General features: G+C 73.0%; 20 protein-coding genes. 15 read left to right on the forward strand and 5 right to left on the reverse strand.

Annotated elements, in window-relative coordinates; translation table 11 throughout:
• The first annotated feature begins 105 nt into the window (after positions 1-105).
• From fbaA to ABZ318_RS02785, 4 genes are all read left to right on the forward strand, one after another.
• Complete coding sequence (gene fbaA, locus ABZ318_RS02770; RefSeq protein ID WP_356900689.1) at positions 106-1128, forward strand: class II fructose-bisphosphate aldolase; 1023 nt, start codon at positions 106-108, stop codon at positions 1126-1128.
• A 72-nt stretch (positions 1129-1200) separates the two neighbouring features.
• Positions 1201-2361, forward strand: a complete 1161-nt coding sequence (locus ABZ318_RS02775) for a MalY/PatB family protein (RefSeq protein WP_356900690.1) — start codon at positions 1201-1203, stop codon at positions 2359-2361.
• Between the two features lie 130 nt (positions 2362-2491).
• Positions 2492-4453: an Ig-like domain repeat protein gene (locus ABZ318_RS02780; RefSeq protein ID WP_356900691.1), complete on the forward strand. Its 1962-nt coding sequence runs from the start codon at positions 2492-2494 to the stop codon at positions 4451-4453.
• Positions 4454-4537: 84 nt separating this feature from the next.
• Positions 4538-5995 carry an MFS transporter gene (locus ABZ318_RS02785; RefSeq protein ID WP_356900692.1) on the forward strand — a complete coding sequence of 486 codons (1458 nt, stop codon included), beginning with the start codon at positions 4538-4540 and terminating at the stop codon, positions 5993-5995.
• Between the two features lie 78 nt (positions 5996-6073).
• Here ABZ318_RS02785 and ABZ318_RS02790 read toward each other — a convergent pair whose 3' ends face one another.
• A complete protein-coding gene (locus tag ABZ318_RS02790) occupies positions 6074-6493 on the reverse strand; it encodes a DUF3151 domain-containing protein (RefSeq protein ID WP_356900693.1) in 420 nt (139 codons plus the stop codon).
• A gap of 2 nt (positions 6494-6495) precedes the next feature.
• Here ABZ318_RS02790 and ABZ318_RS02795 point away from each other — a divergent pair, with 2 nt between their 5' ends.
• The 9 genes from ABZ318_RS02795 (at position 6496) to ABZ318_RS02835 (ending at position 16608) form a co-directional block, all read left to right on the forward strand.
• Positions 6496-6675: a hypothetical protein gene (locus ABZ318_RS02795; RefSeq protein WP_356900694.1), complete on the forward strand. Its 180-nt coding sequence runs from the start codon at positions 6496-6498 to the stop codon at positions 6673-6675.
• Between the two features lie 213 nt (positions 6676-6888).
• Positions 6889-7701 carry a DUF3152 domain-containing protein gene (locus ABZ318_RS02800; RefSeq protein ID WP_356900695.1) on the forward strand — a complete coding sequence of 271 codons (813 nt, stop codon included), beginning with the start codon at positions 6889-6891 and terminating at the stop codon, positions 7699-7701.
• 119 nt (positions 7702-7820) lie between these two features.
• Positions 7821-8672: a tryptophan 2,3-dioxygenase gene (locus ABZ318_RS02805; protein WP_030690816.1), complete on the forward strand. Its 852-nt coding sequence runs from the start codon at positions 7821-7823 to the stop codon at positions 8670-8672.
• On the forward strand, positions 8665-9855 hold the full coding sequence (kynU, locus tag ABZ318_RS02810; protein ID WP_356900696.1) for a kynureninase: 1191 nt from the start codon (positions 8665-8667) through the stop codon (positions 9853-9855). Before ABZ318_RS02805 ends, kynU begins: the two co-directional genes overlap by 8 nt.
• A 94-nt stretch (positions 9856-9949) precedes the next feature.
• On the forward strand, positions 9950-10819 hold the full coding sequence (locus ABZ318_RS02815) for an alpha/beta hydrolase fold domain-containing protein (RefSeq protein ID WP_356900697.1): 870 nt from the start codon (positions 9950-9952) through the stop codon (positions 10817-10819).
• A 128-nt stretch (positions 10820-10947) separates the two neighbouring features.
• A complete protein-coding gene (locus ABZ318_RS02820) occupies positions 10948-13188 on the forward strand; it encodes a VCBS repeat-containing protein (protein ID WP_356900698.1) in 2241 nt (746 codons plus the stop codon).
• Positions 13189-13273: 85 nt separating this feature from the next.
• On the forward strand, positions 13274-14635 hold the full coding sequence (locus ABZ318_RS02825; protein WP_356900699.1) for a histidine kinase: 1362 nt from the start codon (positions 13274-13276) through the stop codon (positions 14633-14635).
• The gene (locus ABZ318_RS02830; RefSeq protein WP_356900700.1) at positions 14632-15291 is read left to right on the forward strand and encodes a response regulator transcription factor; all 660 of its coding nucleotides are present in this window, start codon (positions 14632-14634) and stop codon (positions 15289-15291) included. The genes ABZ318_RS02825 and ABZ318_RS02830 overlap by 4 nt, the downstream gene beginning before the upstream one ends.
• Positions 15292-15411: 120 nt before the next feature.
• Positions 15412-16608, forward strand: a complete 1197-nt coding sequence (locus ABZ318_RS02835) for a cytochrome P450 (protein ID WP_356900701.1) — start codon at positions 15412-15414, stop codon at positions 16606-16608.
• Between the two features lie 3 nt (positions 16609-16611).
• Here ABZ318_RS02835 and ABZ318_RS02840 read toward each other — a convergent pair whose 3' ends face one another.
• Together ABZ318_RS02840 and ABZ318_RS02845 are read right to left on the reverse strand one after the other, a co-directional pair.
• On the reverse strand, positions 16612-18177 hold the full coding sequence (locus ABZ318_RS02840; RefSeq protein ID WP_356900702.1) for an ABC transporter permease: 1566 nt from the start codon (positions 18175-18177) through the stop codon (positions 16612-16614).
• A complete protein-coding gene (locus ABZ318_RS02845) occupies positions 18174-19073 on the reverse strand; it encodes an ABC transporter ATP-binding protein (protein ID WP_356900703.1) in 900 nt (299 codons plus the stop codon). The genes ABZ318_RS02840 and ABZ318_RS02845 overlap by 4 nt, the downstream gene beginning before the upstream one ends.
• A 62-nt stretch (positions 19074-19135) precedes the next feature.
• Here ABZ318_RS02845 and ABZ318_RS02850 point away from each other — a divergent pair, with 62 nt between their 5' ends.
• Positions 19136-19639: a MarR family transcriptional regulator gene (locus tag ABZ318_RS02850; protein WP_356900704.1), complete on the forward strand. Its 504-nt coding sequence runs from the start codon at positions 19136-19138 to the stop codon at positions 19637-19639.
• Here ABZ318_RS02850 and ABZ318_RS02855 read toward each other — a convergent pair whose 3' ends face one another.
• Together ABZ318_RS02855 and ABZ318_RS02860 are read right to left on the reverse strand one after the other, a co-directional pair.
• Positions 19640-20992 (reverse strand): hypothetical protein, encoded by a 1353-nt coding sequence (locus tag ABZ318_RS02855; RefSeq protein WP_356900705.1) that lies wholly within the window; start codon positions 20990-20992, stop codon positions 19640-19642.
• Positions 20993-21119: 127 nt separating this feature from the next.
• Entirely contained in the window at positions 21120-21953 is an 834-nt protein-coding gene (locus tag ABZ318_RS02860) for a diacylglycerol kinase (protein ID WP_356900706.1), read from the reverse strand.
• Between the two features lie 110 nt (positions 21954-22063).
• Between ABZ318_RS02860 and ABZ318_RS02865 the strand changes: the two genes are divergently transcribed.
• Positions 22064-23347, forward strand: a complete 1284-nt coding sequence (locus ABZ318_RS02865) for an adenylosuccinate synthase (RefSeq protein ID WP_356900707.1) — start codon at positions 22064-22066, stop codon at positions 23345-23347.
• The last annotated feature ends 106 nt before the right edge of the window (positions 23348-23453 follow it).

Genomic DNA, 23453 nt, shown 5'->3' on the forward strand with positions numbered 1-23453 from the left:
GTGGGAGCCCGCACAAGAGTCTGGAAAGATGGGCCGCGACGATGACGTCGCCCCTAGGTCAGGGACAGCAACGCACACACCCCGCACATCACAAGGAGCGGACGAATGCCCATCGCAACCCCCGAGGTCTACAACGAGATGCTCGACCGGGCGAAGGCAGGCAAGTTCGCCTACCCGGCCATCAACGTGACCTCGTCCCAGACCCTGCACGCGGCGCTGCGCGGCTTCGCGGAGGCCGAGAGCGACGGCATCATCCAGATCTCGACCGGCGGTGCCGAGTTCCTGGGCGGTCAGTACAACAAGGACATGGTCACCGGCGCCGTCGCCCTGGCCGAGTTCGCGCACATCGTCGCCGCGAAGTACGACATCACGGTCGCCCTCCACACCGACCACTGCCCGAAGGACAAGCTGGACGGCTACGTCCGTCCGCTGCTCGACATCTCCGCCGAGCGCGTCGCCAAGGGTCTGAACCCGCTGTTCCAGTCGCACATGTGGGACGGCTCCGCCGAGACCCTCGCCGACAACCTGGCCATCGGCCAGGAGCTGCTCGCGAAGGCCGCCGCCGCCAAGATCATCCTTGAGGTCGAGATCACCCCGACCGGCGGCGAGGAGGACGGCGTCAGCCACGAGATCAACGACGAGCTGTACACCACCGTCGACGACGCCATCCGCACCGCCGAGGCCCTCGGCCTGGGCGAGAAGGGCCGCTACCTGCTCGCCGCGTCCTTCGGCAACGTCCACGGCGTCTACAAGCCGGGCAACGTCGTCCTCCGCCCCGAGCTCCTCAAGGACCTCCAGGCGGGCGTCGCCGCGAAGTTCGGCAAGGCCGACCCGTTCGACTTCGTCTTCCACGGCGGCTCGGGCTCGACGGCCGAGGAGATCGCCACCGCCCTCGAGAACGGCGTCGTGAAGATGAACCTCGACACCGACACCCAGTACGCCTTCACCCGCCCGGTCGTGGACCACATGTTCCGCAACTACGACGGTGTCCTGAAGGTCGACGGCGAGGTCGGCAAGAAGTCCACCTACGACCCGCGCACCTGGGGCAAGCTGGCCGAGGCCGGCATGGCCGTCCGCGTGACCGAGGCGTGTGCCGCGCTGCGCTCGACCGGCACGAAGCTGAAGTAAGCCTGTGACCGACGGGCCCGGTACCTCCTGAGGTGCCGGGCCCGTCGTGTTGTCCGTCGACGGGAGGGCCCGATGTACGACTTCGACCGGCAGACAGACCGGCACGGGACCGCTTCGGTCCAGTGGGACGGGATCGCGGACCGCTTCGGCGTCCCCGATCTGCTGCCCTTCACCATCTCCGACATGGACTTCGCCTCCCCGCCGGAGGTCCTCGCGGCCCTGCGCGAGCGCGTCGACCACGGGGTCTTCGGCTACACCGACTGGCGCCTCGGGGAGTTCCGGGAGGCGATCCGCCACTGGTACGCGAGCCGGTACGACGCCGAGGTCGACCCCGGGACGCTGGTGTACGCGCCCTCCGTGCTCTCCCAGCTCTCGCAGCTCCTCCGGATGTGGACGGAACCCGGCGACGGCGTGGTCGTCCACACCCCCACGTACGACGGCTTCCGCAAGGCCGTCACCGGACTCGGGCGCGAGCTGCGGGGCGTCCCGCTCGACGACCCGGCGGCCCTGGAGCGGGAGCTCGCCCGGCCGGACAGCCGGATGCTGCTGCTCTGCTCCCCGCACAACCCGACCGGCCGGGTGTGGACGGAGGAGGAGCTCACCGTCTTCGCCGGGCTGGCCGAGCGGTACGGCGCGGCCGTCGTCAGCGACGAGATCCACGCCGACCTGACGACCGAGGGCCACCGGCACGTCCCCTGGACCCGGATCGCCGAGCCGGGACGGGGCCGCCGCTGGGCCCTGATCACCTCCGGCACGAAGGCCTTCAACTTTCCGGCGCTCTCCGGCTCGTACGGCATGGTCGGCGACCCCGACGAGCGCGAGGCGTTCATCCGGCGCATGGAGACCGGCGAGGGGCTCGCCTCGCCCGCGGTGCTCTCCCTGACCGCGCACATCGCCGCGTACCGGCGGGGCGCGGCCTGGCTGGACGAGCTGCGCGGATACGTGGCGGGGACGATGGACATGGTCCGGGAGCGCCTCGCGGAAGGGCTGCCGGAGGTCGACTGGACGCCCCCGCAGGCCGGCTACCTGGCCTGGATCGACCTGCGGCCGCTCGGCATCGAGGAGAGCCGGCTCCAGGAGGAGCTGGTGGCGGTGGAGAAGGTCGCGATCATGCCGGGCGGGGTGTACGGCACGCCCGGCTTCGTCCGGCTGAACGTCGGCTGCCCCCGGAGCAAGGCCGAGCGGGGCGTGGGCGCACTGGTCAGGGCGGCGGCGCGGCTGCGCCGCGGCTGACCGGGGGCACCGGGCCGCACTTGCCGGATGCCGATACCGGGAGGCGCGGTGTCGGAGACGTGTTCTAGTCTTCGTGCACCGTGCCCCGCTCTGAGGGCCGGAGACCATGTTTCTGGGGGGTCTCTTCATCGTGCGCAAGCGCGCTCTCTCGACCGCGACGTCGCTCGCGGTCCTCTTTGGTTCCGCGGCGATCGTCACGAGCACGGCGGCTCCGGCCGCCGCGGACTCGGTCGTCCCGCTGAACGTCTCCACGATCAGCGACATGGTCGTGGACGGCGCCCACCAGCGCCTGTTCTTCAGCGACACGTACAACAACCGCATCGTCGTCACCGACTTCGCCGGCACGTTCGTGAAGAGCATCGGCGACCTGCCCTACGTCCGCGACCTCGACCTCTCCGCCGACTCGGGCACGCTCTACGCGGCGCTGGAGAACGCGGACAAGATCGTCGCCGTCGACACGGCGCAGCTTGCCGTCACCACCGAGTACCCGACGGGCGCCGGCACCAAGCCGTCCACCGTCGAGGCCGCCGCCGGCCGCCTCTGGTTCGGCTACGGCGAGAACTGGGACTCGGAGCTCGGCTCCGTCGACCTGACCACGGCCACGCCGACCGTGTCCCTCGCCCTCACGACGGGGGCCGACTGGTCGAATCCGCCCACGCTCCGCACCGACCCGGCGGCGCCGGACACGCTCGTCGCCTCCGACGGCACCATCAGCTCGGGCCCGATCGTCGTGTACGACACCTCGTCGGGCACGCCGGTCGTCCGCGCGTCCGTCGAGCGCCAGGGCTTCGTGAAGGACCCGGAGATCGCCCCGGACGGCAAGAGCCTCGTCGTGGCGGACCGCACCACCTCGCTCAGCCGGCTCAGCCTGACCGACCTCTCCGAACTGGAGAGCTTCCCGGTCTCGTCGAGCGCGGAGGGTGTCGCCATCGCCCCGGACGGCACCGTGGCCGGTGCCACGTGGGACACGTACGACACCGGTGACATCTTCGTCTTCGCCGGCGGTTCCAAGGTGCCGGCGAGCGTCCGGGACACGAAGTCCTGGCTGGTGTACGGCGACCTGGCGTGGGCGCCCGACAGCACCCGGCTCTTCGCCGCCGTGCAGATCCCGGGCCGGTCGGCGTACGAGCTCAAGATCTACACGACGCCCAAGTACCACACCACCACCGTGACGGTGAAGGCTCCGGCCACCGCGACCATCAACAAGCCGCTCACGGTCTCCGGCACGGTCACCTCCACGCTGCCGCTGCCGTCGGGCACGCCCCTCACGGTGACGCGGTACGACGCCGAGTACCCGCAGGGCAAGGCGCTCGGGACACGGAAGCTCGGGACGAACGGCGCGTTCTCGTTCGCGGACACCCCGGCCGCGGCCGGGAAGGTCACGTACCGGGTGGCGTACGCGGGTGACGCCAAGCGCGCCAACAACAACGGCGCGGCCGTCGTCAAGGTGACGCCGTTCCCGACGTACCTGAAGCTCGACCAGAACGGTCGCACCGTCGCCTACAACACCAACGTGACGTACACGGCGGCGCTGGGCTGGACGTACCGCAACCGGGTCGTGGAGATCTGGGCCGACCCGTACGGCCCCGAGCCGAAGCGGCTGCTCAAGCGCGGCACGGTCAACTCGGCCGGCAAGCTGTCGGTGACGCTCAAGATGACCCGCGACACCTATGTGTCCGCCGTCTTCGCCGGTGACACCCGCTCGGGCGCGTCCACGGCCACCTCGGCGGTCAACACGAAGGCCGGCCTGACGACCACCCTGTCCCGGCACTACAAGTGGACGAAGATCGGCACCACCTGGTACCAGACGTACCACCAGACCGCCGACCCGCTGGTCACCGCCTGGAACAACCCGTACCCCGGCCGCAAGACCAAGTACGAGCTCCAGGTCTGGTACGCCGGCGCCTGGCGCACCGGCGCCGAGGACTACGTCCCGCTGAGCAGCGGCGGCATGGCGTACATCGCCTTCGACGGCGACGGGGCGGCCGGTATCCGCGCCCGGATCCGCACGGCGTACGTGGACGGGCTGTCGGGAGACCGTGTGAACAGCACGAACTACGGCGCGTGGAAGTACTTCAACTTCACCCGCTGACCCGCACGCCGGTCCCCGTGACCGAGGAGCCCCGTCCGCCGACTTCGGTGGGCGGGGCTCCCGCGTTCGCGGGACCATGCAGGCATGGGCGTGCGGGACGTGCGGATGACCTCGGGGACGGGACGCTGGATCGTCTTCACGACCGTGCTCGGGTCCGGGATGGCGCTGCTCGACTCGACCGTCGTCAACGTCGCCCTGCCGCACATCGGCGAGGACCTGGGCGCCGACCTCGCCGTCCTCCAGTGGACGGTCAACGCCTACATGCTGACCCTGGCCGGGCTGATCCTCCTCGGCGGCTCGCTCGGCGACCGGTTCGGGCGGCGCCGGGTCTTCGTGATCGGGGTGGTGTGGTTCGCGGCGGCCTCGCTGCTCTGCGGCCTCGCCCCGAACGCCGGGGTGCTGGTCGCGGCCCGCGCCCTCCAGGGGGTGGGCGGGGCGCTGCTCACACCCGGCTCCCTCGCCCTGATCCAGGCGAGCTTCCACGAGGACGACCGGGCGCGGGCCGTCGGGCTCTGGTCGGGCTTCGGCGGTGTGGGCGCGGCGGTCGGCCCGTTCGTGGGCGGCTGGCTGGTGGACGGACCCGGCTGGCGGTGGGTGTTCCTGCTGAACGTGCCGCTCGCCGCCGTCTGCGTGCCGGTCGCCCTGCGGCACGTGCCGGAGTCGCGGGACGAGACCGCGCACGGCCGCTTCGACGTGCTCGGCGCGGTCCTGGGCGCGGTGGCGCTCGGCCTCGTCACGTACGCGCTGATCGGCGCGGCCTGGTGGGCCGGGGCGGCCGGGGCGGTGGTGGGGGCCGGGTTCACGGTGGTGGAGCGGCGGCGCGGGGAGCGGGCGATGGTGCCGCCGTCGATCTTCCGGTCGCGGCTGTTCACCGCGGTCAATCTGGTCACCCTGTGCGTGTACGCGGCGTTCGGCGGCTTCTTCTTCCTGGTGGCCCTCCAGCTCCAGGTGGTCTCCGGCTACTCGGCGCTCGGCGCCGGTATGGCCCTGCTGCCGACGACCGTGCTCATGCTGCTGCTGTCGGCGAAGTCCGGGGAGCTGGGGGAGAGGATCGGGCCCCGGATCCCGCTCACGGTGGGGCCGCTGCTGTGCGCCGGCGGGATGCTGCTGATGCTGCGGGCCGGGGAGGACGCCTCGTACGTACGGGACGTGCTGCCGGCGCTGCTCGTCCTCGGGCTCGGCATGACGGCCCTGGTCGCCCCGCTGACCGCGACCGTCCTCGCCTCGGTGGACGTGTCCAGGGCGGGCCTCGCGAGCGGCATCAACAACGCGGCCGCCCGCGCGGCCGGGCTGATCGCGGTGGCCGCGCTGCCGCTGCTCGCCGGGATGGGCCCGGAGGCGTACCGCTCGGCGGAGGAGTTCGGGGAGACGTTCCGGCGGGCAATGCCGATGTGCGCGGGGGTCCTGGTGGTGGGCGCGGTCCTCGCCTGGACGACCATGCGGACCCCGGCCGCGTCGGCGGGCTGCCACCCGGGGTGCAGGGTCCACTGCGGGGTGCAGGCCCCGCCCCTGGACCCGGGGCGGCGGGGCACGACGCCCTGATCCGAGGGCGAGGGCGAGGGTTCCGGCCTTCGGCTTCCCGGCCTGATGGCGGGCCCCGGCCCGCGCCCCCGGCCGCCGTTACTTCGAGAGCTCGGCGTACGCCTCGGCGCTGCTGTCCTTCAGGAACTGCCCGCAGCGCTCCGCCTCGTCCTGCTCACCGATCGCCTCCGCGGCACGGGCGAGCGCGGCCAGGCAGCGCAGGAAGCCGCGGTTGGCGCCGTGCTCCCAGGGGATGGGGCCGTGGCCCTTCCAGCCCGCGCGGCGCAGCGCGTCGAGACCCCGGTGGTAGCCGGTGCGGGCGTAGGCGTACGACTCGACCACGCGGCCCGCCTCCCACGCCTCGTCGGCGAGCAGGGCCCAGGCCAGGGAGAAGGTGGGGTGAGCGGCGGCGACCTCGACCGGCGGCTTCGACTCCTCGACGAGCAGGCGGTTCGCCTCCTCGTTCTCCGGGAGGTAGGTCGGGTTCGGTCCGCCCAGCAGGTTCTGGTGAATGTCCATGCGTGCAGTCTGCCACCCGGGCGGTCGCGCCCGAGGCGTCACGGACAGGACGCGGGGCGCACCGGGGAGACCGTCCGCAGGGTCGTCAGACCGGGGTCCTGGTGCGGCCGGCCGGGCGGGCCAACTGGTGGGCCCCGGCGCCGCTGAAGCGCCTGCACGCCCGCTTCGGCATCGCGGACTGACCGGCGCGGACCGACCGGACGGGAACCCCCGGGTCCGGGGGCCAGATCCGCCCGTTCCGTTCGAGGGCGTTCGAGTCGGCGGGTACGATCCCCGAAACCGCAGGACCCGGGGGGAAGTCTGTCGTGGGAAAACGTGCCTTACCCGCAGGACGGCGGGGAACGCGGAGGAAGCGCAGGCCGGGGCCCCGCCTCGCCCTTCCGGCCCTGGCCCTGGTGGCGGTCTCGCTCGGTGCCGGGGCAGCGCTCGCGCACTTCCAGGGCAGGGGGGCGGACGGCACGGCGGCCCCCGGGGCGGTGGCACCGCCGGTGACCGCCCCGAGCACCCGGCCCCCGGCGGCGAAGCCGAAGCCGCCGCCGAAGCCGGCGCCCGGGAAGACCGGGAAGACCGGGAAGACCGGGAAGACACAGAAACCCAGGCCCAAGCCCAAGCCCAAGCCCAAGCCGAAGCGGACCGCCGTCCCGCAGTCCGGCTCCGGCACCTTCACCGCCGCGCGGGCCTCGGGCGAGCCCGTCGGCCACGGCGGCACCCTGCGCCGCTACCGGGTCCAGGTCGAGGACGGCATCGCGCTCTCGGCGCGCGAGACGGCCGCGGAGATCCAGCGGATCCTGGCCCATCCGCGCAGCTGGGCCGCGCACGGCCGGGGCCGGTTCCAGCTGGTCTCGGAGGACGCCGACTTCGTCATCAGGATCGCCACCCCGGACACCGCCGACGCGCTCTGCGCGCGGCAGGGCTACCACACCCACGGCGAGCTGAACTGCGAGACCACCGACGGCGTCGTGGTGAACCTCAAGCGGTGGATGCTCGGCTCGCCGACCTTCGCGGGGGAGCCGGCGGAGTACCGGCACCTGATCATCAACCACGAGGTGGGGCACGAGATCGGCATCCGCTCGCACATGGGCTGCCCGGGGCCGGGCAGGCTCGCGCCCGCGATGATGCAGCAGATCAAGGGCCTGAACGGCTGCCGATCGAACGCTTTTCCGTATGACGAAGAGGGGATCTACATCACGGGCCCGATCGTGTCATGATGCGCTTGGGACGCGCGCGAAGAAGCACGCCTCCCGAGGGGACCGGAGCTCCCGTGGCGCCCAGCAGAGCGCGCGGTGGAGCGGACCGCTACCCGGTAGCCCGTATCGAGGAGACAGAAATGTCCACCTTCCCCGATGCCTCCGGAGCCGGCTCGGTCGTCGACGACCCGAACCTCGACTTCGCGGGTACGACGCCGTACGAGGACTACGTCCAGGCGGACGTCCTCACCCACCTCCAGCACCTGCGCTCGGACGACCCCGGCGAGATGGTCTTCCTGGTCACGACCCAGGTCATGGAGCTGTGGTTCACGGTGATCGTCCACGAGTGGGAGACCGCGAGCCGCGCCCTGCGCGAGGACCGGGTCCCCGTCGCGATGGACGCGCTCAAGCGCTCGGTGCGCGAGCTGGAGGCCCTCAACCACTCCTGGCGGCCGCTCGCCCAGCTCACCCCCGGCCAGTTCAACGCCTACCGGTCCGCGCTCGGCGAGGGTTCCGGCTTCCAGTCGGCCATGTACCGGCGGATGGAGTTCCTGCTCGGCGAGAAGTCCGCCTCCATGCTCGTCCCGCACCGGGGCGCGCCCCGCGTCCACGCCGAGCTGGAGAAGGCGCTGCACGAGCCCAGCCTGTACGACGAGGTCCTCGGGTTCCTCGCCCGGCGCGGCCTGCCCGTGCCGGCGTCGGTCCTCGGCCGTGACCTGGCGCAGCGGTACGAGCCCTCGCCCGAGGTCGAGGCGGTCTGGGCCGGGATCTACGCGGACGCCGACCAGAACGGCGAGCTCGTCCGGCTCGGCGAGGCCCTGAGCGACGTCGCCGAACTGGTCTGGCGCTGGCGCAACGACCACCTGGTGGCGACCCGGCGCGCGATGGGCGCGAAGACCGGCACCGGTGGCTCCGCGGGCGTGGCCTGGCTGGAGAAGCGGGCCCAGAAGAACGTGTTCCCCGAGCTCTGGACGGCCCGCAGCCATGTCTGAGTCCTACATCCAGCGAGCGAAGGCGCTCGACGCCGCCGACGGCCTCGCCGGGCACCGCGCGAAGTTCGCCCTCGACGAGGAGACCGTCTACCTGGACGGCAACTCGCTGGGCGCCCTGCCCGCGCACGTCCCGGCCCGCATGGCCGACGTCATCACCCGCGAGTGGGGCGAGCTGCGCATCCGCTCCTGGGACGAGTCCGGCTGGTGGACCGCGCCCGAGCGGATCGGCGACCGGATCGCCCCGATCGTCGGCGCCGCCCCGGGGCAGATCGTGGTCGGCGACTCGACGAGCGTGAACGTCTTCAAGGCGGTCGTCGCGGCCACCCGGCTGAACGGCGACGACCGCGACGAGATCCTCGTCGACGCGACGACCTTTCCCACGGACGGGTACATCGCCGAGTCCGCGGCGCGGCTGACGGGTCGCGAGATCGTGGCATGCGACCCGGCCGACATGGCGGCCGCGGTGAGCGACCGCACGGCCCTCGCGCTCGTCAACCACGTCGACTACCGCATGGGCCGGCTCCAGGACCTGCCCGGGCTCACCGCCGCGCTCCACGCGGCGGGCGCGCTCGCGGTCTGGGACCTGTGCCACAGCGCGGGCGCCCTGCCCGTCGGCCTGGACGCCCACGGGGTCGACCTGGCCGTCGGCTGCACCTACAAGTACCTGAACGGCGGCCCCGGTTCGCCCGCGTACCTGTACGTCGCCGAGCGCCACCAGGCCGCCTTCGACTCGCCGCTGCCCGGCTGGAACTCGCACGCCGACCCGTTCGGCATGACCCCCGGCTACGAGGCGGCGTCCGGCGTGCTCCGGGGCCGGGTCGGCACGCCCGACATCCTGTCCATGCTGGCCCTCGAAGCGGCGCTCGACGTCTGGGACGGCGTCGCGATCGAGGACGTGCGGGCCAAGTCGCTGGCGCTGACGGACTTCTTCCTGGAGTGCGTCGAGGCGTACGTCCCCGAGGGCCGCGTCACCTCCGTGACCCCCGGGGCGGGCGCCGAGCGCGGCAGCCAGGTGGCACTGCGCTGCGCGGACGCGCCCGCCGTCATGGCGGAGCTGATCAAGCGGGGGGTCGTCGGCGACCTGCGCCGCTCGGACATCCTGCGGTTCGGTTTCACCCCGCTGTACGTGGGCTTCGCGGACGCGGAGCGGGCGGCGAGGATCCTCGCGGAGGTTCTTCGATAGGTCGGATCATCGCCTGATCTGCGGGGGTTCCGGTGCTGGTACCGTCCCCGCAGGTCAGGCCGATTCGGCCCCGCACACGAGAGGTTGGAACAGCATGCCGGACCCCGCCGCGCGCGATGCCGCCGAAGAGGCGTCGGCCTTCTCGCACCCGGCCGTCACCCCGGACGCCACCGCCGCGTACGGCGACCACCCGGACCAGGTGGTCGACTTCTACGCCCCGCGCGACGGGCGCGCCCCGGCCCCGCTCGTCGTCGCCCTGCACGGCGGCGCCTGGCGGGCACCGTACGACCGGCAGCACCTGACCCCCTTCGTGGACTTCCTGGCCCGCCGGGGCTTCGCCGTGGCCAGCGTCGAGTACCGGCGCGGGCCCGGCCTCCCCCATCAGGGCGGTACGGCCCCGGTCGCCGGGCGCTGGCCGGAGACCTTCGACGACGTGGCGGCGGCGCTCGACGCCGTGGCGGACCTGGCCGCCGCGCACCTCCCGCAGGCCGACCCGCGGCGGACCGTCCTCACCGGCCACTCGGCGGGCGGCCACCTCGCGCTGTGGGCCGCCGCCCGGCACGTCCTGCCCGCCGGCTCCCCGTGGCGGCTCCCCGCCCCGCCGGAGCTGCGCGGGGTCGTCGCCCTCGCCCCGATCTCCCACTTCGGGCGGGCGGTGGAACTCGGGGTGTGCGGCGGAGCGGTCACGGAGCTGCTGGGCGGCGAGTCCTCGTACGAGGGGCGCGCGGCCTTCGCGGACCCGTCCGTCCTCCTCCCGACCGGCATCGCGACCACCGTCGTCCAGGGCCGCGAGGACGTCGTCGTGCCGTACGCGGTGGCCGAGGCGTACGCGGAGGCGGCGGCGAAGGCGGGCGAGGAGGTCGGCCTGACGCTCCTGGAGGGCATCGGCCACTTCCCGCTGATCGACCCGGCGGCGGACGCGTGCGCGGTGGTGGCGGAGGAGATCGCCCAGCTGGCGTGGTGAGCGGCGGGCGGTGGGCGACGGGCCTGGAATCTGAGATTCCCCTGATTTTCCGTACAACCCTTCGAACCCCTCGCGGGTCTGATCGGGCACACGCTCCCGTGCCCGATCTTCCTCGTGGGGGTTCCATCTTGCAGCTCCGCACCACCCGTACCCGTCTCACCTCGGCCGTGACGGCGGTCCTCGCCGTCACGGCCCTCGGTGCCGGCACCCTGGCGACGGCACCGGCGGTCTTCGCGGCACCCGCCCAGGCGGCCGCCGAGACCAGCACTCTGCCCGTCTTTCCGACGGGCGCTCAGGTCCTGGCCACAGGGCCTTCAGGCTTCCTCACGCACGACCGGTTCGCGTCCGGTAGCAGCACTTCGGCACTGCTCTGGACCCCGTACGACGGCGGGGCGCCGACGCCGGTCGCGGTGCCGGACGGCGGCGGGTGGGCCTCGGCCGGCGGCGACGTGCTCGTCGTCGGCGACGCGCCGTCCGCCCGCGACATGCGGGCGGTCACCCTGCGGAACATGGCCGACCCGGCCGCCCCGAGCGTGACCATCGACCTTTCCTCCCTGAACGCCTCCTACGTGACCGTCCTCGGCCCGACGAGCGTCCTCGCGCAGGTACAGAAGGGCGACGGCGAGGCGGAGCTGCTCGTGGTGACCAGGAACGGCGCCGCGCTCGACACCGAGCCGGTGACCGGTCTGCCCGCCCACGCCCAGCACTTCTGGAGCGACGCACCGATCGTGAACGGGCAGGTCCTTGTCGGCCACATGGCCAGCAAGAGCGACCCGATGGCCGGTGGTCGGTCCGTCATCGACATCGCCTCCGGGTCCGTCGTTCTCACGTACGGCGCCGCCGAGGGCGGCATCGACTTCAGCCACCTGCTGTTCTCCGAGTCGTACGTGGGCTGGTACGAGCGTGCGGGCACCGCGATCACCCTCACGACGGTCTCGCGCGGCCAGGACCCGAAGCGGACCACGAAGATCCTCAGTTCCGCGGAGACCGACCTCACCGCGCTCGCGGGCGACTGGCTGATCCTCGGAAACCCGGCGGCGGGCGTCAGGGCCTACTCCCTGGCCTCCGGCGACAGCCGCCCCGTCACCAACGGCTCCGGTACGACCGGTCTGGCGGCCGAGGGCGGCGACACGTCAGTGGTCAGCGGCGAGCGCCCCGACGGCACCCGCGGCCTGTTCCGGCTGGGGAACGCGGAGAACGGTGACCTGGCCGTCACCAAGATCGCGGACATGGAGCTCGGCGCCCCCCTGGCCGTCGTGCGGTCCCACGTCCCCACGACGGTCAACCTCGACAAGAGCGGCGGCAAGGTGGCGCTGGGGTGGACGCTGTCGCGCCCCGACGCCACCATGGACGTGACGCTCACTCACATCGCGACGGGCAAGGTCTTCCGCCAGCACCTCGAACCCGTCACGGACGGCACCTCCCGCTTCTCCTTCGACTGGGCCGGCGAGGTCTACGGACCCAACGCACCCGACACCGACGACGCACCGAACGGCGCGTACACGGTCGCGATGCAGGCCACGCAGGTCGATGCCATCGGAGAGACCGTCCGGGACACCCGGCGTATGGAGCTCAGCCGGACGCCCAACCCGCACGACTACACGAACAACGGCTCCACCGACGTCCTCGCCCGGGACGCCTCCGGCGTGCTGTGGCGCGACGACCTGCGGGACCGTCCGGTGAACGGCCAGGTCAACGTCGCCGGGCGCACCCGCATCGGCGCGGGCTGGGGCGTGTACAAGCAGATCGAGGCCGTCGGCAACATCGGCGGCGCCGCCCCCGGCGACCTGATCGCGGTCGACGGCTCCGGCGCGCAGTGGATCTACCTCGCCAAGGGCGACGGCACGTTCGCCCCCCGGACGCAGGTCGGCACGGGCTGGCAGACCTACAACAAGATCACCGGCGGCTCGGACCTCGACGGCGACGGCCGCCCCGACCTGGTGGGCACGGACAGCGCGGGTGTCCTGTGGTTCTACAAGGGCACCGGGAACTACGCGAAGCCGTACGCGCCGCGGGTCCGGATCGGCGGCGGCTGGCAGGTCTACAACAACATCACCGCCGTCGGGAACATCGCGGGCACGGCCGCCGGCGACCTGGTCGCCCGGGACACCTACGGCGTCCTCTGGCTGTACCAGGGCAACGGCGCCGGCGGCTTCGCCCCCCGCGTGAGGATCGGCGGCGGCTGGGGCGTCTTCTCCCAGCTCGTCGGCGCCGGCGACCTGGACAACGACGGGCGCCCGGACCTGATCGCGTACGGATCGGGTGGCACGGCCTTCTACCGCTCGACGGGTGTCGTCACCGCCCCCTTCAGCCTTCAGCGGACGACGCTGTACTCCGGCGAGGGCACCAAGTTCAACAGCGTGATCTGAGGCCTGCCCTAGTCCTCAAGGGGGACCCGGAAGGATCCGCATCCAGCGGGACGACCGGGTTCCCCGCCCCCCGTACGGTTTCGGTGTGACCCAGACACAGTCCTCCGAGACGAGCCGCAGCCCCGAGTTCCGCCTGGTGCAGGTGGCGCTCGGCGGGCTGCGCCAGGAACTCCTCCACGACGCCTTCGCCTACCGGCCGCTGCCGCGCATGGACGTGAACAGCGGGCCGACGCGCTTCCTGCCGCAGCGGATACGGGTGTACGCCGGTCTGCTGCCGCACGCCGTCGTCGCGTTCACGGCGCTGATCGTCTTCATCATCGGGATGGAGCGCTTCCACGGCGCCCTCGGCCCGATCGGGCTCGTGACCGGCCTCGTGCCGGCCGCGATCGTGCTGCTCACCCTGGTCCGGCCGGTCCTCGCCTTCTGGGCCTCGCTGGCGTCGGCCCCGTTCGTCGGATACCTCGCCGGTTACGCGGGCGGCTGGCCCTGGGCGGCGAACTCGCTCGCCGCCCATCTGGCGGTCCTCGCCGTCGTCGCCGCCCGCTCCCGGCCCCGTACGGCCGCGTGGATGTGGCTGGTGACGGCGGGCTACTGCCTCTTCGCCGAGATGTTCCTCGGGGTCGGGCGCAGCTCCGACTCGGTCCCGCTGCTCTTCGTCGCGGCCCTCGCCCTGCTCACCGTCACCGTCTTCCAGGTCCGCCGCCAGGCGACCCGCGAGGTCACCGCCCAGCAGACCGTCACCGCGCAGGAGCGTTCGAAGCGGACCCTCCTGGAGGAGCGGACGACCATCGCGCGGGAGCTGCACGACGTCGTCGCCCACCACATGTCGGTGGTCGCCATCCAGGCGGAGGCCGCGCCGTACCGGGTGGAGAACCCGCCGCCGGAGCTGGAGCAGGCGTTCCTCACCATCCGGGAGAACGCCGTCGCCGCGCTGACCGAGCTGCGCCGCATCCTCGGGGTCGTCCGGGCCGAGGACTACGAGGCTCCCGACGCGCCGCAGCCGACCCTCGGCGACCTGGACGCGCTCGTCGGCAACGTCCGCGAGGCCGGGCTCGACGTGACGAAGACGGTGACCGGCGCGGTGCGCGAGCTGCCGCAGGGCGTGGAGCTCTCCGCGTACCGGATCGTCCAGGAGGCCCTGTCGAACGTGCTGCGGCACGCACCGGGCGCGGCGGCGAAGGTCGAGGTCAGTTACGTCCTGGGTGGTCTGGGGCTGCGGATCGCCAACGGGCCCGCGCGCGGTCTCGTCAAGCCCGCCCGTCACCCGGCCACCACCCCTGACGGAGGGCTGCGCCCGCCCCCTTCGATGGGCGCCGGACACGGCATCACCGGCATGCGGGAGCGTGTGACGATGCTGGGCGGGGAGATGACGGCCGAGGCGACCGACGACGGTGGCTACGAGGTGACGGCCTTCGTCCCCGTGAGCCGCGAGGAGGCCGTGCAGTGATCCGCGTACTGATCGTCGACGACCAGATGATGGTCCGCGAGGGCTTCTCGGTGCTGCTCGGCGCGATGCCGGACATCGAGGTCGTCGGCGAGGCGGTCAACGGCCGGGAGGCGATCGCGCAGGTCGCCGCCCTCCGGCCCGACGTGGTCCTCATGGACATCCGGATGCCCGAGCTGAACGGCATCGAGGCCACCCGGGAGATCGTCGCCGCCGACGCGGACGCGAAGGTGCTGGTCCTGACCACCTTCGACCTCGACGAGTACGTGTACCAGGCGCTGCGCGCCGGGGCCTCCGGCTTCCTCCTCAAGGACGCCTCGGCCCGGCAGCTCGCGGACGGCGTCCGGGTGGTCGCGGCCGGCGAGGCGCTGCTCGCGCCGACCGTCACCAAGCGGCTGATCACCGAGTTCGCGAAGGCGCCGGGCTCCCCGCGCCCGCCGGCGACGGCGCAGATCGGGGAGCTGACCGAGCGGGAGACGGAGGTCCTCGTCCTCATCGCGCAGGGCCTGTCGAACGCCGAGATCGCCGATCACCTCGTCGTCGCCGAGTCGACGATCAAGACGCACGTCAGCCGCATCCTGGTGAAGCTGGGCCTGCGCGACCGCACGCAGGCGGCGGTCTTCGCGTACGAGGCGGGATTGGTGCGGGCCGGCGGGTGAGGCGCCGGTCCGGGGACGGCGTCGGCACGGGAGCGGTGCCCGGTCCAGGGGAGCGGTGCCCGGTCCGGGTGAGGCGCCGGTCCGGGGGAGCGGTGCCCGGTCCGGGGGTAGCGTCCGGACATGGACGCTGTTGACGCTGTGTACGACCCCTGGTCGGCGGAGTTCGTCGCCGACCCGTATCCCGCCTACGCCGAGCTGCGCGCCGCCGGCCGCGCGCACTGGCACGCCCCCACCCGCCAGTGGCTGATCCCGCACCACGAGGACGTGTCGGCCCTTCTCCGGGACCGGCGCCTGGGCCGGACGTACACGCACCGCTTCACGCACGAGGAGTTCGGCCGGGAGGCGCCGGACGCCGCGCACGAGCCGTTCCACACGCTCAACGACCACGGGCTGCTCGACCTGGAGGCGGCCGACCACACCCGGATCCGGCGGCTGGTGTCGAAGGCGTTCACGCCGAGGACGGTGGAGGACCTGGCGCCGACGGTACGGGGCCTCGCCGCCGGTCTCGTCGGTGACCTGGTCGCGGCGGGCGGCGGCGATCTGCTGTCCGCCGTCGCCGAGCCGCTGCCGGTCGCGGTGATCGCCGAGATGCTCGGCATCCCCGCGGAGGACGAGGAGCGGGGGCGGCTGCGGCCCTGGTCGGCGGCGATCTGCGGGATGTTCGAGCTGAATCCCTCGCAGGAGACGGCCCGGCGGGCGGTCGAGGCCTCGGTGGAGTTCTCGGACTATCTGCGGGAGCTGATCGCGCGGCGGCGGAAGAGTCCGGGAAACGACCTGATCTCGTCCCTGATCGCGGTGGAGGAGCTGACGGAACAGGAGATGATCTCCACCTGTGTCCTGCTCCTCAACGCGGGCCACGAGGCCACGGTGAACACCACGGTCAACGGCTGGTGGACGCTGCTCAGGGAGGGCGTCCGGCCGCATCCCGAAAAGTTGTCCACAGCTGTGGAAGAACTTCTGCGCTACGACACCCCGCTCCAGATGTTCGAGCGCTGGGTCCTCGACGACATCGAGCTCGGCGGCGTCACCCTCCCGCGCGGCTCCGAGGTCGCCCTCCTCTTCGGCTCCGCCAACCGCGACCCCGCCCGCTTCGGCCCCACCGCCGACGTCCTCGACCTCGAACGGGCCGACAACCCGCACATCACCTTCGGCGCCGGCATCCACTACTGCCTCGGAGCCCCGCTCGCCCGCCTCGAACTGACCGCCGTCTTCGGCGAGTTGCTGAGGCAGGCGCCGGGGCTGAGGCTCGCGGCGGAACCAGTGTGGAAGCCGGGGTACGTCATCCGGGGCTTCGAGGAGCTGCTCGTGGAGGTGTGACGCTCAACCGCTGATGTCCCGGCGGCGCAGCCCCGCCAGGCCCGTCGCCGTCAGGGCCGCCGCCAGGGCCGTCAGGACCAGGACCGGGGTCCAGGCCATGTCGGGGCCCGGCAGCCTCGGCAGGTGCCCGAAGGGGGAGAGGTCCAGGACGGCCTGCGGCAGGTCCAGGGCGGGGCCGATCCAGCCGAGGGCCAGGCAGAGGCCGGCCACGCCCCACGCGGCGGTCGCGGCCTTCGGGGCGGCGCCCCAGAGCAGGACCGCGAGCCCGGCGAGCGTCCAGACGCCCGGGAGCTGGACGAGCGCGGCGCCCAGGATCGGGCCGGGCTCGTGCCCGTACGCGAGGGTCAGACCGAGCCCGCCGAGGACCAGGATCAGGGCCGAGCCGCCGAAGGCGATCACCAGGTGCCCGGCGGCCCAGCGGAGCCGGCCGAGGGAGCCCGCGAGGAGCGGTTCGGCCCGGCCCGAGGTCTCCTCCCCGTGCGGCCGCAGCACGGACCCCACCGCGTACAGCGCCGCGAGCATCCCGAGGAGGGAGACCATGGTGGCGAGGAAGGCGTCGGTCAGCGCGCTCTGGCCGCCCATCCGCTCGAAGATCTCCCGGGCCCGTTCGTTGTCGCCGACGATGTCGGCCGCGCCCTCGACCATCCCGCCGAAGACGAGCCCGCCGAGCAGGAAGCCGAGGGACCAGCCGAGGAGCGTGCCGCGCTGGAGCCGCCAGGCGAGCGCCCCGGCCGTCGCGAGCCGCCCCTCCGCCGGGCCCGGCCGGGTCGGGAGGAAGCTTGCGCCGACGTCCCGGCGGGCGGTCAGCGCGTACGCCGCCGCCGTCTGCGCCAGGACGGCGGCGAGGATCAGGAGCAGCACCCACCAGCGCTCGTCGGCGAAGGCGCGGACGTGCTCGGCCCAGCCGATCGGCGAGAGCCAGGTCAGGACCGAGCCTCCGTCCGCCGTGCCGGAGTCGCCGGCCGCCCGCAGGACGAACGCCAGGCCCAGGACGGCGGCCGACAGGCCCTTGGCGAGCCGGGCGCTCTCCGTGAGCTGGGCGGCGAGCGCGGCCGTGGTCGCGAAGACCATGCCGGTGCCGCCGATCGCCAGACCGAGCGCGAGGGCCCCGGCCGCGCCCTGTCCGGCGAGGCCGGCGGTGACGACGAGGGCGACGGCCGTGTTGAGGACGAGGGCGGCGAGGAGCGCCGCCGTCAACGGGGCCCGGCGGCCCACCGCCCCGGCGGACAGCATCTCCTGACGGCCCGTCTCCTCCTCCTCGCGGGTGTGCCGGACCACCACGATCAGGCTCGCGACGGCGGCGAGGACCGTGCCGAAGGTGCCGAAGCGCCAGGCGACGAGCCCGCCGAGGGAGTCGCCGAAGACCGGTCCGTACAGGGCGCGCATCGAGCTGTTGGCGGTCATGGAGGCGGCGAGTTCGGCCCGCTCGGCGGCCGTGGAGTACAGCCCGCCGAGGGAGCCGGCGCCGCTCGCGACCATGCCGCCGGTGACGAGCGCCCAGACGGGGAGCACCAGCCGGTCGCGGCGGAGCGCGAGCCGGGTGAGGACGCCGGTGCCGGCGAGGGTCATGACGCCACCTCGTCCGTGTAGTGCCGGAGGAAGAGCTCCTCCAGGGTGGGCGGGGTGGAGGTCAGGCTCCGTACGCCCGAGGCGGTCAGGGAGCGGAGGGCGGCGTCGAGCTTGTCGGTGTCGACCTGGAACCTCACGCGGCCTCCCTGCACGTCGAGCCCGTGGACGCCGGGGAGGTGGGCGAGGCCGTCGGGCGGTCCGGCGAGTTCGGCGGTGACGCTGGTACGGGTCAGGTGCCGCAGCTGCGCGAGCGAGCCCGACTCGACGGTCCGGCCCTTGCGGACGATGCTGATCCGGTCGCAGAGCGCCTCGACCTCGCTGAGGATGTGGCTCGACAGCAGGACGGTCCGGCCCCGGTCGCGGGCCTCCTCGACACAGCTCTGGAAGACCTCCTCCATCAGCGGGTCGAGGCCGCTGGTCGGCTCGTCGAGGACGAGCAGGTCGACGTCGGCGGCGAAGGCGGCGACCAGGGCGACCTTCTGCCGGTTGCCCTTGGAGTAGGTGCGGCCCTTCTTGGTGGGGTCGAGCTCGAAGCGCTCGATCAGCTCGGCCCGCCGGGCCTCGTCGAGGCGGCCGCCCCCGCGCAGCCTGCCGTACAGGTCGATGACCTCGCCGCCGGAGAGGTTGCGCCAGAGCGTCACGTCGCCGGGGACGTACGCGATCCGGCGGTGGAGCTCGACGGCGTCGCGCCAGGGGTCGCGGCCGAGGAGCCGGGCGGCGCCGGAGTCGGGCCGCAGCAGGCCCAGGAGGACCCGGATGGTGGTGGACTTCCCGGCGCCGTTGGGGCCGAGGAAGCCGTGGACCTCGCCGGCCTCGACGGTGAGGTCGAGGCCGGCGAGGGCGTGGGTGCGCCCGAAGGACTTGTGGAGTCCGACGACGCTGATTGCCTTCGTCATGCTTCTGAACGTACGGTAGTTTCACAAATTTGTGAAGTTAAGGAACCGTATAAAGTCAGAGGATGGGTGAGAGCGAGATGACGACGAAGACCGACGGGGCCGACGACGAGGCGGTCTCCCGCTTCGTGGAGCGCTTCGCCGCCGAGATGACCGCCGCGGGCATGCAGCGCATGGCGAGCCGCGTCTTCGCGGCCCTCCTCGCCTCCGAGACGGCCTCCATGACCTCGGCGGAGCTGGCCGAACAGCTGCGGATCAGCCCGGCCGCCGTCTCCGGCGCGATCCGCTACCTCGGCCAGGTCAGCATGGTCAGCCGGGAGCGCGACCCCGGCACCCGCCGCGAGCGGTACGTCCTCCACAACGAGCTCTGGTACGAGACCTTCACCCGCCGCGACCAGACCCTCACCCGCTGGGAGAAGGTCCTCGACGAGGGCGCCGCGACCCTCGGGACGGACAGCTCGGCGGGCCGCCGCATCGCGGAGACCGCCGAGTTCTTCGCCTTCCTGCACGGCGAGATGTCCGGGATCATGGACCGCTGGCGCGCCCACAAGAAGGCGCAGGCGGACTGATCAGGGGGCCGGGGCCTCCAGCGGAGGGGCGAGCCGCTCCAGGGTCGCGGTGAACTCCGGCCGCCCGTCGTCCTCCCAGTACGGCCCCGCCGGCCACAGCGGGCGCCCCTCGATCCAGGGCGCGACGAACGGCATGCGGCCGTCGGCGGTGAAGTCCTGCCAGCCGTGCAGCCAGGCGGTGCCGACGGGCCGGGACGGCAGCCCGCGGCGCGGCTTCTTCGGCGGGCCGGGCGGAATCAGCTGGAGCAGCCCCTCGGGCCGGGCGTACAGGCCGCCGTGGACGGGGAACAGCACCAGGACGGGGCCGCCGCCGTGCGGGTCGTACAGCAGGACGTACCGGCGCGGGGTGGGCGGGGAGGAGGTCGCGGCCCGGGCCATCAGCCGCGCCGCGGGCCTGCCGGTGACCAGCAGGTCGTAGCAGGAGTACGCGAGAGCGCCCAGGACCACCACGTCGATGGCGTACAGCTTCACGGCGTCGCCCCCCGTCGGCCCGGTCAGCGTGACCGCGCCGACGGCCGCGCAGAACGCGAGCGCGACCAGCACCCGGGTCGTTCCGGCGGTTCGCCGCAGGCTCCGCACCCGCCACCAGGCCACCTTGCGCACGTCCGCCTCCGGGCGGAGCGCCTTGTCCTGCGGCACGGCCTGGCGCCGGGCGTGCGAGGCGAGCACCGCGTACGTCGGCCCGGGCGCGGGAGGCGCCTTGTCGAGCCGTACGCGACGGCCGTCCACGGCGTCGGGCCCGACGCCGGGCACGCGCACAGGTCCAGGCTCAGGCACCGGCGCATGCACAGGCTCCGGCTCCTGCGGCTGCCGCGGGGCCGCCCGGCGCATCAGGCCCTCCGCCTCCGCGCGCGCCACGATCCGGCGGCGCACGCGCCCGCCGCGCAGCGGCTTCGCCCAGATCGGCTCCCCGCCACCGGGCGGGGCGAGGACCCCGCCCGTACGCGGGTCGCCGCACCACCACAGCACGCCGTCCGGACCCGGCCGTATCAGCTCGTAGCGCTGCCGGGTCGCGATCACGGTCAGCGGCCACGCCTCACCGCCGTCCGGGGAGCGCAGCACGACGCTCGTCGCGTACCGGCTGTGGCCGACCGCCACGGCGGGATGCGCCGACCAGACGCCCGCGCCGAGGGCCCGCCGCATCCGCCGCGCGAGGACCAGCGAGCCGGTCCCGGCGCCCATCGCGACGATCCCGAGCGCGAGGATCCAGGAGACCGGGCCGGAGACCCCGGCGATCCCGGCGGTGGCGGCCAGGGCGAGCGTCACGGCCCCCGCGCCGATCAGTCCCCCCGCTCTTCGCCGGTACCGCTCCAGCGCCCCCGCCGTCTCCTCGACGTCCAGCGCACACCCCATCGCACGTCCCCCCGCCCCTCCGGTAACCCTGCGCCGACGCTAGGGCCTGAGGAACACGGCGCGCCACCGTCAATTCGGCGAGGACGCTCGGCCAGGGCCTGTCCGGCGGATCAGGGTCGGACAGGCCCTAGGGGGTGTCCCGGGGCAGGGTCAGCCCCCACGCCCCCGCGCGGACCGTCCACGTCCGCCGCCGCACCGGTCCCGCGACCCGGCCGTCGGCGCGGTAGCGGAAGTCGGGGCCCGAGACGGTGAGGGTGTGGGCGGTCGCGCGGCGCGGCGGGGCCGCCGACGGGTGGACGGTCACCTCCGCCGTACCACCCGTGGAGCGGACCGTCAGGCCCTCCACCGGCGCGTCGACGTCGGCGAGCAGCACCCCGTCCGCCTCCACCCGCAGCCGGTGCGTGCGGACGGCGAGGGCCGAGGGGGCCGGCCGGACGAGGGTGCGGACGAGGGTGCGGCAGGTGTCCCAGACGGACGGCGCCGGGGCGAGGTCGGGCAGGCCCGGGACCAGCAGGTCGCCGAGGACGACGCCGTCGCTGTCGTCGACGAGCAGGTCGAGACGGCGCACGGCCCCGTGGAGGACCGCCCGCGCCGCCGCCGGCGTGGAACGCGGCACGCCGAGCGCGTGGGCCACCTCCAGATCGTCCGGGGCACCGATCGGAACGAGCGAGAGGACCCCCTCGGCGAACCCCCGCTCGCGGTGCAGCAGGGCCACCGTGCGGAGCAGCGCGCGGTCGTCGCCGAGGACGACGGGGCGCCGGGAGCCGCGCCGGGCCAGGGCCCGGCAGAATTCCTCGGGGCCGTCCGGCAGGCAGATCTTCGCCTCCGCGCCCGCGGACAGCACGTCTTTCGCGATCCGTACGGACTCGCCGTCATTTCGGCGGGCGACCGGGTCGACGATGACCAGCAGCTGGTCGTGATCCGACACCTCGGTCCTTCCTCGGGTAGCATCTTTGTGCAAGAGCCCCTTGCGCTATTGCGCCAGGGGCTTCGTCTATTCCGGGGCACACCGGTGAGGCGGCGTACGCCCCCTGACCTTGGACATGCCCCACCCGGAAGGGGTGTACGCCTGTGCCCGCACTTGTGCTGCTCGGTGCTCAGTGGGGTGACGAGGGCAAGGGAAAGGCCACCGACCTCCTCGGTGGATCCGTGGACTACGTGGTGCGTTACCAGGGCGGCAACAATGCCGGCCACACGGTCGTCGTGGGCGACCAGAAGTACGCGCTGCATCTCCTCCCTTCCGGAATCCTCTCCCCGGGGTGCACCCCGGTGATCGGAAACGGTGTCGTCGTCGACCCGGCGGTCCTGCTCTCCGAGCTGAGCGGACTGAACGACCGCGGTGTCGACACGTCGAAGCTCCTGATCAGCGGCAACGCCCACCTGATCACCCCGTACAACGTCACCCTCGACAAGGTGACGGAACGGTTCCTCGGTAAGCGCAAGATCGGCACCACGGGTCGCGGCATCGGCCCGACCTACGCCGACAAGATCAACCGCGTCGGCATCCGGGTCCAGGACCTGTACGACGAGTCGATCCTCACCCAGAAGGTCGAAGCGGCCCTGGAGGGGAAGAACCAGCTCCTCGCCAAGCTGTACAACCGCCGCGCGATCGACGCCGCGCAGATCGTCGAGGAGATGCTCCAGTACGCGGAGCAGATCAAGCCGTACGTCGCGGACACCACCCTGATCCTCAACAACGCGCTCGACGAGGACAAGGTCGTGCTCTTCGAGGGCGGCCAGGGCACGCTCCTCGACGTCGACCACGGCACGTACCCCTTCGTCACCTCCTCGAACCCGACCGCGGGCGGCGCCTGCACGGGCGCGGGCGTGGGCCCGACGAAGATCTCCCGCGTCATCGGCATCCTCAAGGCGTACACGACCCGCGTCGGCGCCGGCCCGTTCCCGACGGAGCTGTTCGACGAGGACGGCGAGGCGCTGCGCCGCATCGGCGGCGAGCGCGGTGTCACCACCGGCCGTGACCGCCGCTGCGGCTGGTTCGACGCGGTCATCGCCCGCTACGCGACCCGCGTCAACGGCCTGACGGACTTCTTCCTCACCAAGCTCGACGTGCTGACGGGCTGGGAGCAGATCCCGGTCTGCGTCGCGTACGAGATCGACGGCAAGCGCGTCGAGGAGCTGCCCTACTCGCAGACCGACTTCCACCACGCGAAGCCGGTCTACGAGATGCTGCCGGGCTGGTCCGAGGACATCACCAAGGCGAAGACCTTCGCGGACCTGCCGAAGAACGCGCAGGCGTACGTGAAGGCGCTGGAGGAGATGTCGGGCGCCCCGATCTCCGCGATCGGCGTGGGCCCCGGCCGCACGGAGACGATCGAGATCAACTCCTTCCTGTAGGAAGCGGTACGCGGAAGGGCCCGACCACCACTACCCGCGGCGGACGCCGAGCGGCGCGGCCGTCGCGCACGGCCCGGCCCCCACGTACTGGACGGAGGTCCTGAAC

The sequence above is a fragment of the Streptomyces sp. NPDC006197 genome (assembly GCF_040613865.1).
Taxonomy (GTDB): Bacteria; Actinomycetota; Actinomycetes; order Streptomycetales; family Streptomycetaceae; genus Streptomyces.

Excerpts from the sequence above, each read along its gene's own strand:
- fbaA (WP_356900689.1), top strand. The coding sequence starts at position 106 with ATGCCCATCGCAACCCCCGAGGTCTACAACGAGATGCTCGACCGGGCG.
- ABZ318_RS02775 (WP_356900690.1), top strand. The coding sequence starts at position 1,201 with ATGTACGACTTCGACCGGCAGACAGACCGGCACGGGACCGCTTCGGTC.
- ABZ318_RS02785 (WP_356900692.1), top strand. The coding sequence starts at position 4,538 with ATGGGCGTGCGGGACGTGCGGATGACCTCGGGGACGGGACGCTGGATC.
- ABZ318_RS02790 (WP_356900693.1), bottom strand. The coding sequence starts at position 6,493 with ATGGACATTCACCAGAACCTGCTGGGCGGACCGAACCCGACCTACCTC.
- ABZ318_RS02805 (WP_030690816.1), top strand. The coding sequence starts at position 7,821 with ATGTCCACCTTCCCCGATGCCTCCGGAGCCGGCTCGGTCGTCGACGAC.
- kynU (WP_356900696.1), top strand. The coding sequence starts at position 8,665 with ATGTCTGAGTCCTACATCCAGCGAGCGAAGGCGCTCGACGCCGCCGAC.
- ABZ318_RS02815 (WP_356900697.1), top strand. The coding sequence starts at position 9,950 with ATGCCGGACCCCGCCGCGCGCGATGCCGCCGAAGAGGCGTCGGCCTTC.
- ABZ318_RS02835 (WP_356900701.1), top strand. The coding sequence starts at position 15,412 with ATGGACGCTGTTGACGCTGTGTACGACCCCTGGTCGGCGGAGTTCGTC.
- ABZ318_RS02840 (WP_356900702.1), bottom strand. The coding sequence starts at position 18,177 with ATGACCCTCGCCGGCACCGGCGTCCTCACCCGGCTCGCGCTCCGCCGC.
- ABZ318_RS02845 (WP_356900703.1), bottom strand. The coding sequence starts at position 19,073 with ATGACGAAGGCAATCAGCGTCGTCGGACTCCACAAGTCCTTCGGGCGC.
- ABZ318_RS02850 (WP_356900704.1), top strand. The coding sequence starts at position 19,136 with ATGGGTGAGAGCGAGATGACGACGAAGACCGACGGGGCCGACGACGAG.
- ABZ318_RS02855 (WP_356900705.1), bottom strand. The coding sequence starts at position 20,992 with ATGGGGTGTGCGCTGGACGTCGAGGAGACGGCGGGGGCGCTGGAGCGG.